This window comes from Paenibacillus sp. J31R120, assembly GCF_056269225.1.
This window is the reverse complement of sequence record NZ_JBWDNN010000001.1, coordinates 1,329,624-1,342,092: the sequence shown is the minus strand read 5'-3', so window position 1 is coordinate 1,342,092 and position 12,469 is coordinate 1,329,624. Positions and strand designations below refer to the sequence as shown.

Here is a 12,469-nt window from a genome sequence, read left to right as displayed (position 1 = left end):
GAACGGCTCTTTTTTTTGCATCGGTCAGCGACCTGCCTTTCTGCATTTATCTACTGTTGCAAATGGAGCCCATACGCAGACGGAGGCCACATAATCGCCTTCCGGCCCTTCCATCAGCTCATAACCGAGCGTATAGACGTTGCCCCACGGGTCGACGCACAACTTATCCGCATTGACGCCTGCGGTGGAAGAGAGGAGTGCGCCGTCTGCGCCGTAAATGTCCAACCTATATTGGCTCGGCTGCGAGCCATCTCCTTCATAATATAAAAGGTACATTCTTCCTGAACTGTCGATATCTAAATCTAAATAATGGATATGGATGTCCGGCTTTAGCGGCAACAAGACCGACATTCCGAAGTATGGGTACGGATTACCGAATACGTCGAACGCCTGAAGCCGGCGGTTGCCCGCCTCCAGCACCATGAACTGGCCGCCCGGTGTAACCGCAACCGAGACAGGCATGAACAGCAGTCCTTCTCGAGTTCCCCGGCCACCGGCCGACATCGGAACCGGCGCATCCTCATCGCTCATAGCTACTGTGCTGAGGCGCACGACTTGCAAGCGATCAGCCGCAGCGCCTACGGCAGCGGCGAAGCCGGCCGGATGGACGGCCAGATCATCCACGTAGCTTAGCCCAAGCGTCCCGAGGCTTGAGCCCGAAGGGAAGCGAAATGACGTCGTATCGCCCACTTCGATGGACCTAAGCCCATATGGAGCCGTGCGGTTGTCGTAAAACAAATTGTCCGCAGCTCCGTTGCCGCAAGCGATCGTCGCCACCGTATACAAGCCACATGACGCGGGCTTGAGTGACTGCTGCGCGGAGGCCGACACTGACACAGCTTGCAGCCGGTACAGCTGCTGTCCGCCGGACCCGCCGCTGCACGGAAGCGCCCCCGGCCCCGAGGCTCTCCAGCCATAGACCAGCGTGCGGACCGCCGCATTGTAGGACAAACCGGTCAACCGGCACAGGTGCGTACCGGTGTTGCTGCAATCGAGCGCGGTATGCGTAGCCGAGCCGGACGAAGAAGCAGGCTTCCAGCCGTAGCCGTTAACCTCGTCAAAGGACAGCGCCATTACCGGTTTGTATACCGTGGACGAGCCAATGACCGCTTCCGCTTCTTTAAGCACGATAACCGGCTGCTGCGCAGCTCGGCTCGTTAACGTGCCTTGGGCCAGCACCGCACCGTCCTCGTCATAGACGAACGCCTGCACCAAGGCGTACTCCCCGCCGAGTACAGCCGGGAACGACGCCTGTACGGGACTGCTGGTCCATAGGCCGTTCATTGTCCCTTCAGTGTGCTTGCTTCCCCCGCTCGCTTCCCAGGTCACGCGATAGGATGCCGCCTTCAGCGGGTACGCGCCATGAGCAGGATCGGGCCGAAGCTCGACGACCGCATCGACAACGAGCTGCATACTGAACGGTTGCACGAACGAGGCAGGAACGGACAGCGTCTGGACAATGCCGCTCACCGCCCCCGGCAATGTCGCAAGCAACCCGGAAATTGGCCAGTTCAGCCCTTGGGCGCCAACGATCAGAGCGTCATGGCTGAATTGCTTTTTCAATTCTGCCAGCAGTCGCGGCAAGGCGCCGCCGAACAACAGCATTCCTATCTGCTGCTGCAGCAGCAGAAGCGCTTCCTCTGTAGACGGCGCGTTCACCAAAAGCCCGGCGGCGCTTACAACTTCATCCAAAAACCTTTTATTAGCAATCAGCGAATTGTACCAAGCCTGATCCGGGTTAGCCGTCTGCTCTCTCATCAGCCAAGGCACGGCATAACCGAGCAGGCCGGTGACGATCAGCGGCAGCGCGTTCACGGTCGCGTTCCAGCCTAGTGCGCCAAGCGTGCCGAAGGTAAGGCGAATCGTCGCCGTCCCTTTCGGGGCGCTGCCTTCGAGCGTCACCTGCTCCGCCGTCATGGGAATGCCCGCGATGGCGAGAGTTGGCGGCGCGAAGCCGAGAAATTTCAGCGTCGCCGTCTCGAAGACTGAGCTGCCTTCCGGCAGCCGGGACGTCCAATCAGCTGGTGCAATCACTTGACCGTCCGCATCGGCAAATTCCGCGTAGACACTGTAAAAGGCCGGAAACGCATTGGACAGCACGAATTGAAACGCTCCAGTAACCGGGTCGGCGCTGACAGACTGGACCGTCAGGCCGAATTGCGGCCCGAACCGTTCCGCTGTCCACGCAAAGGGCGCAACCGGCGGAACGGACGATTGTATCGGACCCGATATGCCTTCCTGTACCGTCCACAGCTTGTCTTGCAAGGAAGCGTCCTGCTTGACAAGCGCCAGCGTACCCTGAAGGATTGCTACGGCGCTGCTCGCCGTCTGTTCCGACCAATTGTATTGATAAACAGGCTCCGTTCCGAGCTTGCCGACTTCCACCTTGCGGGCCCAGCCGCTTGCCTCCGTTACCGGGCCTTGCTTGGAAATGGCGGTGGCAAATGCGTTGAGCACATTTTCCTGGCTGTTCATATAAGCGAGTACCGAGGTACCGATCGAAGGGTCGGGCGAGGACAGCTCGGCATGGCTGCCGGCCATTGAGCGCGCGTAATCGATCGGCGTCGGATTGCTCGCAAGATCGTTATCGGATTGGTTCATAATCGCAACAACTCCTCTCTTTACGGGCACCAGTGATCCGGGCTCGGTACACAAACAGGCGGCTTCGGAGGGGCGGCCGACGTCATCATCTGCTCCCACGTAATGCGCTCCGGCGGTCGCTGGTCCAAATAGCGGGACAGCCGCATGCCGTTCGGACATGTCGTCGACCGGTCCATGACATTCTGCGTCAGCTGCGTCGTCGGCAGAGCGATCCGCACATTTTCCAGCTCATGATTCGCTCCAGTGCGAATGATCATCAGCACCCGGCCGTAAACATGCAGCGTGTTGTCGTCCGTGCTGTTCAGTACGTAGAACTCGGAATAGCCGTATTGCAGCTTCGACGTATCCGATTCGATATTTTTCATGTGCCAGAAGCTGCCCGGGACGATCACTTGATCGATATTGGCTGTCGGCAGCAGAGAATAGCCATTATTGCTAAACGCGTCCTTGATGGCTTGGGATACTCTTTTTCGGTCCAAATCGGTGCTGAGAGACTGCGCCATATCGAACAGATGAACGCCGAACGGACGGCCCGATACGTTCAGCTTCTGGTTCACTTCCGCGATATTATAAACCGGATATACCGGGTCGGAGCCATTTAAGATCGTCCAGCTGCTGCTTGGAATGTTTACAGTGACCGTCGCATTCGAGGCGAGCGGATAGTTTTGGGTCTGAAATTGTGTCCGCAAATCGGACGAAATCGTCCCATTGTTCAGACCGGTCGCATAAGACATAGGCAGCGTGAAAAACGGCCCTTGATCGAGCGACACGGCCGCATTCGTCAGCACAGCCCCTTGCAAATGCGCTTGGACGAATGATGCGCCTTGCAAATTGGCGAAAGCGAGCGACGCGGACTTTTTGCTGACCGAGGTGCGCAAATAAGCGCCGTTGAAAATCGTTTCGATCAAAATCGCCTGGCTTAACGTGCAGCCGTACATGCGAGCCTGCGTGAAATCCATGCTGCCCAAGTTGGCATTCGATAAATTGACATCCTCCAGATCGGCGTTATTAGCCTTCGCGGAAGCGCCGTACCAGTTCACGCCCGACATATCGACCGCATACAAGTTCGCGTTCGTGAACACCGCGTTAGGCATATAAGCGCCGGCCAGCACGGCTGCATCGTGCACGTCGGAGTACACCCATACGATCAGCTCCGAGCCGTTGTTCGTGATCGTATAAATCGTGTTGACATCGGTAATGACCCAGTTCTCATTCGGGATGCGCGCCTCCAGCGTGGCGCTGCCCGACAGCGGATGTCCCCCGTTCTGAAACGCGGTCCGCACACCGGAGGTGATCGAGCCGCTGTTCAAGTCGGGAGCAAGTGACTTGTTCAGCGTGAACGACGCTTCCTTCGCGCCAAGCTGTGCGCCGGTGAAATCCGCCGATGTTAACGTCGCGTTGGACAGGCTGGCACTGTACAGCTTCACGCCGCCCGTAAGCTTTGCTTTAGTCAAGTTGGCATAGCTAAGATCCGCACCGGTCAGGTCAGTGTTGTCAAGCAGCGCTTCGGTCAGGTCGGCGCGGGTGAACGTCACCTTAGACAGTGCGCAGCCGATCAGCCGCACCTTCTGCATGCTCGCGCCCGTGAAATTCGTATTGGCGTCGATTTGCGCCGTCCGCAAATCCAACTCATCCAGCTTGGCAGAGACGAGTGTCGCGCCCGGCAGATGAATATCGTCGACGCTCGCTTTCCTGAGATCGGCGCGCGTTAAATTCGCATGGTCGAATCGGGCGTCTCTAATAAGCGCTTCGCTCAAATTGGCGTCGGTCAAATTGCCGTTTTGGACGCGTGCATTCAAGAGCACCGCTTTCGTCATATTCGCTCCGGTGAAATTGCTGCCTTCCAAGTTGGCATCGGACAGCTTCGTGTTTAGCATTGTCGCATGGGTCAAATTAGCGCCCGGCATCGTTACCTGATTCATGACGGCGTAAGACATCGTAGCGCCTGAAAAGTTCACGCGCGTTAAATTTGTAGTGGCGTTCGGAAATACAGCCCCGTATACGTTGCAGGCCGACAAATCGGCATCCGACAAATTAGAGTCGATAAAAGTAACTCTGTTCAGATCCGCAGAAGCCATGTAAGCCCAAGTGAGGTCTTTGTTTATCGCCATCTTGGAAGCTTGAATTTCCGCCAGTCCCGGCGAAATAGTCTCTTGATTTAGCAGCGTACTCGCCGGCGGATTGTTGGCCGGCACCCTGCTCACCGTACTGCCGCTGACGTTAACGTAGTGCCTCGTGCCAGACGCTTGCTCCACAAGCCGGACGGAAGCTCCCGACATCTCCAGCATAAACAAAGCAGGGGAGCCGGTTCTCGGCTCCGCTGCGGTATACCCGCTACCCTTATAAGTGACATATTTCCCGTTATTGCCTTGCAGCCAAAATCCGCTGCTTGTATTGCCATAGCCGTTGAACCGCTGGTTCCCGCCCGGCGTCGAAGCGTTGACGGCCACAAGCTTACCGCTCGCATCCAAGCTGATGTACGAGCTTACACTCGCGCTGCGCAGCGCCCATTTTCCGATAAACCTCATATCTGATGACATTGATTATCCTCCCAGCACGCGGCTACAAATGATCAACTTGTTGGATGGAAACATTTCCGCTCGTGCCTACCGCGCCGGGAGTACCCGCCGTTCCGGACACCCCGTTCGCCCCATCGCCCGCGGTGGATGGCGGCACGCCCGGCTTGGAGCCGTTCACTCCTCCAGGGCCGCCTACACCGCCACTGCCCCCCGAGCCGCCTGCTCCGCCTACACCGCCGGTTGAATTGCCGGATACAGGCTGTATCATGGAAGCCGTCACATACCGAACCGTAATATCGCCGCCGTTGCCGCCGTTGCCGCCATTGCCGCCGTGTCCGGCATTGCTGCCGCTGCCGCCGACACCGCCTAGCCCAACGGGAAGTGAATCCTCGCATTTGGCCGCCTGCTGCCCGGCATTGCCGCCGGCGCTGCCATTGCCGCCATTGCCGCCGCTTCCGCCGCTTCCGCCATTGCCCCCCTGACTAATAATCATAATAATCGACTGCGTTACGATCTCCCCGCAGCGCAGCACGAAATCAAACGCGTTTTCTCCCGCACCGCTATTGCCGCCGCTCTCTCCCGTCGTCGGCGCATTATGGCCCGACTGTCCATTTGTTGCGGGGGTGCAGTGAGGATTATGATGTTTGTTGTACGATCCATTTTTTCCGTTCGCTCCGCTTTGCGTAGCACTTTGCCCGTCGATACCTGTTGCTCCTGCTACCCCGTTCGCGCCTTGAATGACAATATCGCTCATATGATCATTCCTCTCCTAAAAGTGATGCCTGGCTCCATTTTTATTAGATCGGCACGTTATTGACGTAAATTCTACCCGGCGTGCCGGTGATGCCATTGGAGCCGACCCTGCCCGCGTTGCCTCCGCTGCCGATAGAACTCCCCTGACCGCCGTTGCCGCCGTTGCCGCTCCGGCCGCCTTGTCCGGCTTTGCCCTTGTTCGGATTGGGCGAGAACTGAAACGACGTGCCGGGAGCGGCCGACGAGTAAATAATATTAACGATTCCGCCGTTGCCGCCATTGCCGCCGTTGCCTCCGCTTCCGCCGTTGCCGCCTGTGCCGCCATTGCCCTGCGCTCCTGCCGAGCAATGCCCCGTTTTGTCTCCACCGGCACCGCCGGCTCCGCCGATCCCCCCGTTGCCGCCGACTCCGCCATTGCCGCCGTTACCTCCAATATTACTGACCTTGACGATACCGCTAATTTGGTCGTAAGTCATCGTTATGTCTCCAGATGCGCTGCCGGCAGAACCGTTGCCGCCATTGCCTCCAGGCTTTCCTGACTCGCCTGTGCCGCCCTTCCCAGGCTGTCTGTCGCACGAGTTTTTCCCGCTGGAGCCGGAAGAGCCTTTACTCCCGGTGCTGCCGTTGCCGCCGTTGCCTGCTACTGGGCCTGACGAACCGTCTACGCCTTCGTTCGTAATCGTCGGGTTTGAGCCGCTACCCGGCTGCTGGGTGAAAACATTGGATAATATTTTGACTTTTCCGGTAGTGTTAATACGCCCGCCTGGCTCTATCGTTATCGTATTGTAGCTGAATGTCACCGGCTGGCTGGAGCCTCCTTGCAAGTTCGCCGTCTGACCGCTCCGCACGATTAAATCGTTCGCCGCCAAAATAGCCAACTCCGTCGGAAAAAAATGCTTCTGAATGACTTCTTTGTACGACTGTACTTTCTTCGAATTGCCCTCAATGTACGCTGTGTAGGCCTTGCAAATCGCACTTTGCTCCTGAGCCGTCAGTTCCTCGTACGACAGCAATGTTCTGGCTGCCGGCCATGACGGCGGCACCTCGTACAGTTCCTCCAGCGTGCCGTTTTCGTACAAATGATCCGGATTGCCGCCGAATTCCTTGAACTCCTCAACCGAATTGATCGTTACAAAAACCGGTTCCACGACGGACGGAACATTAGGATCAGCGGAAAAGTATACAGGATCAGGGCCGGCCACATCGATCGTCTCCTTATGGATAATGTCTTCCGTCAGACCGTAACGGGACATAAACGTATTGCGCAATTGATTGACTATGCTCATGGCTTAGCGCCTCCTCGATTAATAAATAGTTCCGGTTTTGATGCTGATTGGCTTACTGCTTGATGAATTTGTTCGCCATAATAATGACGGGAGTATGGCAAAAGATTTGTCCGCCCGGCTCCAGCGTAATCGAATTGACATTGAGGATGAGCGGATCGTGGCCTTCCTCAGGCTCGATCACAAGCGGATGATCCGGTTTGACGACGATATCTTCCACGGCAAACACACCGGCCTGAATGGGGAAATACCTCCGCTCCACAATACCCGTGTAGCTTGACACCATCTCCTGTTGCCCGGCAAGCATCGTGCGCAGAGCGGCATAGACTTGACGCTCCTCCGATTCGTTCAGATGCTTGACATCGACTTCTTGCTTGCTTTGCGGCCAAGGCTCCGGAATAGTTCGGGGAGCGGCCGCTCCTGTGGAGCCGCCGACAAGCTCCTTCAATTCCTCGACCGTACGAATCGACACCATCTTGGCCTTCACCGCCGATGGAACCTGCGGCTTGGTAGACAAATATGTCGGACCCGGCTGGTCCCCCGTTGTCAGGGTGCCTTGGTAGATGTCCGCTTCCGTCAAACCCAACCGGCTGGATGTTTCTTTGAACAGATCGACCACATGTTCTCCTCCTTATATGTGAAACTATATATTTATGAAAAAGTCCCTTTCCCGTCTTTATGCGCTGTACCATGAAGAAGCAGGCGGGCAGAGACGCTTCATACAGCAAATTGGGAGCGGCTTCTACGATGCCGGAATACTGTATACTTGCAGGCTGCTGCCGCTGCGGATGACATCGTACGTTTTGGCCCCGTCGATGACGTGCCAGAAGCCGCTTTCGCTCACCGTCTCGATCCGCGTGGAGGCGCTTAGCGTAATTCCGTTCGCCGCAAAATCCGCCTGTACGGCAGTCACGTTATGATTGTCGTAGTTCGGCTGCTTCTCCAGCGGAAGATCGAATAACGGCGGCGTCGGCGTCCAGTGGCTAATGCTCGGCTCCGTTCGGTTGTTAGGCCCGACGATCGCCTCGTAGTTGAGCGTGTACACGCTGCGCCAAACATCGATGACGAATTTGGCCGCGCTTATATATTGCGGATGAGTCGGCTGCAAGCGAGAGTTCGGTGTCCGTACGAGGAACGAGCCGTCGGGGTTGTAAATATCCATGATGTAATTGCTCGTCACGCTGCCGCTCGACACATACGAGAGTACGTAAATATACCCTTTCGCCTCGACCGCGACGTCGAGGTACGTAATATCCGTGCGCCCGTCCGGATTGTAGAGCTTCATGTGCGGCAAATAGCGGTTCACATTCAACTGCCGGCTGTTCGCCGCATCTTGGGCTATATAATAAGACTTGGCGCCGGTCCGGTCTTCCACGACCCAAGTACTGCCCTCGGCACGTACGTCGACCACAACGTTTGTCAGCGCATGGTTGACGCCTAGCACATTGCCCCCTTTCTTGATGTCGAAGACGGCGCTGCGCGTCGGGTCGGTAATTAACCATTGCTGGCCTTGCACGACAATCGTCACAAAAGCGCTGATTTTATGATCATTCATGTGCTCTTTGTCGTACGCTAGGTAGACGCCTTCGTCGGCGAAAGCATCAATCAGGTAATCGGTCAGCACGCCCGAGTTCAAGTCGGAGGCCAGCGATCCGGCCAAATCGAAAATATGCGTCAAGCCGTTCGCTTGGAACTGCTGCTGCAGCGCCGCGGAAAATTGGCCTTTGTCCAAATCGGCGGAATAGTCGGAAGCCAGCAGCGTAAACAGCTTTTCGCCCAGGAAGCTGGCCACCGGGTTTCCTTTTGTATCGAACGACTGAATACGCTGGTTGACGGTTTCGAGAATGAGCACGCGCCCGTCCGGCGTCACCGCCAGCGCCCGTGGTCCGCTCAGTAGCCCTTGCCTCACGCCGAGCCCCGATACCATCTGCGCATCCTCCGCCTTGTTGTCGTCCGACGGCGCCTCGGGAATTTGCAAAATTTCCATCTTGCTGTCCCGCCAACTGACGGCAATTACCGCACCTTCCGGATGCACAACGACTCCGTCGAGATTGGACAAATTGAATTTGCCCCAGCTTTTCAAATTCGGACCGTTCAAGCCGAAGCCCGGCTTGCCGTCCATCAGATCGACACGGCGCAAGTGAAACTGGTTATTGCGCGTATCGACAATAAAGTTGTTCAGGCTGACCTCACGATCCTGTCCTTCCTTCGGCTCGACACCGAACTGGTCGTAAGCGATAGCCGGCTGGACGGCAAACGCCGTCTCGGACAGCTTGAAGCGTGACTGCGGATCGGCCAGCACGGACAAGTTTTGCGCCAAATAATTTTGACTGCTGGCGCTCCATACATAGCCGACCTGGTACGCCTGCCCGTTCAGCGTCATGCCGACCGGCTTGCACAGCCGATTGCCTCCGCTGCTGCAATCGAGACTCGCCACCGTCGCCGTCGGCAAATCGCCCGCATGCCAGATATGCTTTTGACTCGGAGCGTCGTAGACGATTTTTTCCTTATATTTGTATTGGGTATCCTGCGTGAGCGGAACGAGAATTTCTGTAATGCTGCCAGAAAGCCGCAGCGAGGGTGAGCCGTCGTCCGGGAAAGCGGGCAGCCATTCGCCCTGATATTTGCCGCACAGCCAGCCGTTCTCGGAGTAGATGCCCGCCATAATTTGCAGCTTGCCTCCGACCGGAATATCCGCGAACGTAAGCTTAAGCGGCGTGCTGGACGTCGTCTCCGGCATTTTGCCCTTCAGCACGAAGTTCGTTCCGCCCTGGTACTGGACGGTCACTTGATAGTGATGGGACACAGCTGGCCAGACGGCCGTCTCCGGATGTCCTGCTTCGCCGTGCTCAGGGTCCGGCTTCAACGTAAACTCCAGATCCATGGAACGGGCCACGGTGGCCGCCAGCGTCGATGGGGAGGACATAATTTCGCCCGTCGTAACAGCCATGCTCGCAACATTAATCGCCATGTTCGCCGCCCGAAGCGCCCAGCCGACAAACGGAATGTTAGTGGCAAGCGCAGCCGCTGTAATTTCGCCCGTTATTTTCAGTGCGAGCTTCTCCAGTCCCTTCTTCACCAGCATGCCCGCAACTGCATTGGCTACGGTGGACAGCGCCCACTTCGTATGACCAAGCGCAGATGCCGTCGCCACCCCTCCGCCGACGATTGGGAAAGCAACGCCCAATACGGCGATAATGTTATCCCAATCGTCGACGAATTCGTTAAACCATTTGGAGCTTGTAATCGCCGCTCCCGCTACGAGGAAGATGGTCGGGATGCCGTACTGCATAATGCCCGTCATCAGGGACCCGACCAGTGCTATATCCTTATCCCACTGAGACGTGCCCAGACCGCCGAATTGCAGCTTAAGGCTCGTCGCATCGCTTGGAAATTTGAACGACAGCGTTTTGGGATCGGTGGGCATCGGTATGCCCATCACCGAGTTGACCGCCGAGACCGGCGTAATAAATTTTTTGTAATCCGTCTCGAACCAGCTTCTCATAAATTCCGGTAGCTTCTCTTCCCAGCCCTCCGGATTTTTGATTTGCTCGCCTTTCTCGTTAAAAAACTGCGCAAACGCGCCTACCGATCGCAAATACGTATTTTTCACATCGATGGAAAACGTGCCGTCCGCATGGAACTTCAGCGAGCCTGCATTCACGTCCAGCCCGTGGTTCGGCGTAAGCTCCTTTACCGTCCACTTGAACTGAGGGGCGGCAGGCTCTAAGCCATCCACACCGGTAGCGTACGCTCTGCGAACGGTGACATTGCTGGAGCCGCTGTTGTCCTGATGCTCGCTCGCCGTTTTGCCCTGGTTTACGCTCCACGTCTGGTTTTGCAGCGCGGTATCGTTGCTCGCCGTCTGCATCGCTCCGCCGTTCGGCGCTGTCGCCGCATCTGTTGTCATTTCCGACCATTTGTACTCTAAAACGCGGTCGCCTACTTTGCGATCAGCCAAATCGAACTCAAAATAAAGCGGGTTGCCGTCCTTATCAACGGAATCGGTAATAGTCGCCCATCCGCCCGTCGAGCTGGCTTCGCCTTGTTTGCTGAGGATGATTGCCAGATTTCGAACCCGGTTATATTGCTGCGGATTAACGATTTCGGAAGGGTAAATATGATCGTTGGTCACAATGGCGGCCGTATGCGGCCGGTTGGAAGCAAGCTCCGGATTGGAGAACAGAATCGAGATCGCAGTATCTATTGGCGACTGCAGCAGCTCGGCATCGACACAGGCTTGAATGAGCTCGCTATTGCTTAAGCTATTGGCCAATTTGGTTAGGCCCAGTGCGCTCAGCTTAGGATGGTGGTATATACCGTTCCGCGCCATTTTGCGCTCATAGTACTTTCTGCGATGCCGCTCGGGAATATGGATCGACACGTGATGTAGCGCAGGTAGATAAATGTCGGGGTTGGGATCGGGCGATGTGACCCGAATACGGGTCAAATGCTCGGTCGGAAGCAGCTCTTCTGGAATTTCTGCATAGTGTGTGAACAGGCTACGGCTCGTTTCCGAGAGCAGCGAAAGCGCCCCGTTGCCCGAAGCGGCAGTGCGAAGGGTATGTACGGTATGCGCCTTCGTTACCACCTTTTCCGTGCCCACCCAAGTGGTGAGTTCTTGGCCCTTATAGCCCTCCACCAGTTGGAAATGAAATGTTTTTGCCATCTACATTCTCCTTTCGGAATTTACTTCTGAGACGCAAGGGCTACCGACATTTAGATGTAAAAACTTGTGAAAAAACCCTTTTGTTGTACTCTTATAAATTATAGCAATAAATAGTAACATTTGGGAATTTATTTTTCGGAAGATTGCGAGCTTGCCAATTCCGTGCATGACGAACTTGGGCTGCCAATGGCAGTCCTTTAAAAAGGGGGAATTATGAAGCGATCCTTAAACCTAATCTTTTACTGAATTCAGGAGCAAGAAGATGAAAAAATGCGCGGCGTCAAGATTGGAGCCGATATGTACGGATTTTCAGACGAATGTTATTCAAAATCACGTTAAGCTTCCTCCCCTGTTTGTTTACAGCCTGCTCATCGAGGAGTAAGATTTATCAATGTAAGCTCACAAATACATGAATCCTTGATCGCTTAATTCTGCGCAGCAGAAACGGGGGAACCATCGGAATGGCTTGCCGTTCCAGGGGTGAATCGCTTGATTGTCTCAATCGGCGTAAGGTTACTTTCAGACCTGAATCCGTCAGCTAACCTCGTAAGCGTCTCGAAAGAGGAACTCATCGCGTTTTTTAGAAACCGCGGGAAGGTCCCTACTTTCCTGCGGTTTTTTTGCCATTCGATGAAGAGATTAAG

The 12,469-nt window shown here is 55.9% G+C and carries 6 protein-coding genes and 1 riboswitch; all 6 genes read right to left on the bottom strand.

Features of this window, described 5'->3' with window-relative positions; translation table 11 throughout:
• Window positions 1-24: 24 nt before the first annotated feature.
• A complete protein-coding gene (locus AC0YNW_RS06155; RefSeq protein WP_475831174.1) occupies window positions 25-2,601 on the bottom strand; it encodes a hypothetical protein in 2,577 nt (858 codons plus the stop codon).
• A 20-nt stretch (window positions 2,602-2,621) separates the two neighbouring features.
• Window positions 2,622-5,141 (bottom strand): pentapeptide repeat-containing protein, encoded by a 2,520-nt coding sequence (locus tag AC0YNW_RS06150; protein ID WP_475831173.1) that lies wholly within the window; start codon window positions 5,139-5,141, stop codon window positions 2,622-2,624.
• A 22-nt stretch (window positions 5,142-5,163) separates the two neighbouring features.
• Entirely contained in the window at window positions 5,164-5,874 is a 711-nt protein-coding gene (locus AC0YNW_RS06145; RefSeq protein WP_475831172.1) for a hypothetical protein, read from the bottom strand.
• Window positions 5,875-5,917: 43 nt separating this feature from the next.
• Complete coding sequence (locus AC0YNW_RS06140; RefSeq protein WP_475831171.1) at window positions 5,918-7,159, bottom strand: hypothetical protein; 1,242 nt, start codon at window positions 7,157-7,159, stop codon at window positions 5,918-5,920.
• A gap of 52 nt (window positions 7,160-7,211) precedes the next feature.
• Entirely contained in the window at window positions 7,212-7,775 is a 564-nt protein-coding gene (locus AC0YNW_RS06135) for a hypothetical protein (RefSeq protein ID WP_475831170.1), read from the bottom strand.
• Window positions 7,776-7,898: 123 nt separating this feature from the next.
• The gene (locus AC0YNW_RS06130; RefSeq protein WP_475831169.1) at window positions 7,899-11,825 is read right to left on the bottom strand and encodes a hypothetical protein; all 3,927 of its coding nucleotides are present in this window, start codon (window positions 11,823-11,825) and stop codon (window positions 7,899-7,901) included.
• A 412-nt stretch (window positions 11,826-12,237) separates the two neighbouring features.
• A riboswitch (cyclic di-AMP (ydaO/yuaA leader) is annotated at window positions 12,238-12,394 on the top strand.
• Window positions 12,395-12,469 lie beyond the last annotated feature (75 nt).

What these genes read in the sequence shown, in the direction of transcription:
- AC0YNW_RS06155 (WP_475831174.1), bottom strand. Translation starts at nt 2,601, where the DNA reads ATGAACCAATCCGATAACGATCTTGCGAGCAATCCGACGCCGATCGAT.
- AC0YNW_RS06150 (WP_475831173.1), bottom strand. Translation starts at nt 5,141, where the DNA reads ATGTCATCAGATATGAGGTTTATCGGAAAATGGGCGCTGCGCAGCGCG.
- AC0YNW_RS06145 (WP_475831172.1), bottom strand. Translation starts at nt 5,874, where the DNA reads ATGAGCGATATTGTCATTCAAGGCGCGAACGGGGTAGCAGGAGCAACA.
- AC0YNW_RS06140 (WP_475831171.1), bottom strand. Translation starts at nt 7,159, where the DNA reads ATGAGCATAGTCAATCAATTGCGCAATACGTTTATGTCCCGTTACGGT.
- AC0YNW_RS06130 (WP_475831169.1), bottom strand. Translation starts at nt 11,825, where the DNA reads ATGGCAAAAACATTTCATTTCCAACTGGTGGAGGGCTATAAGGGCCAA.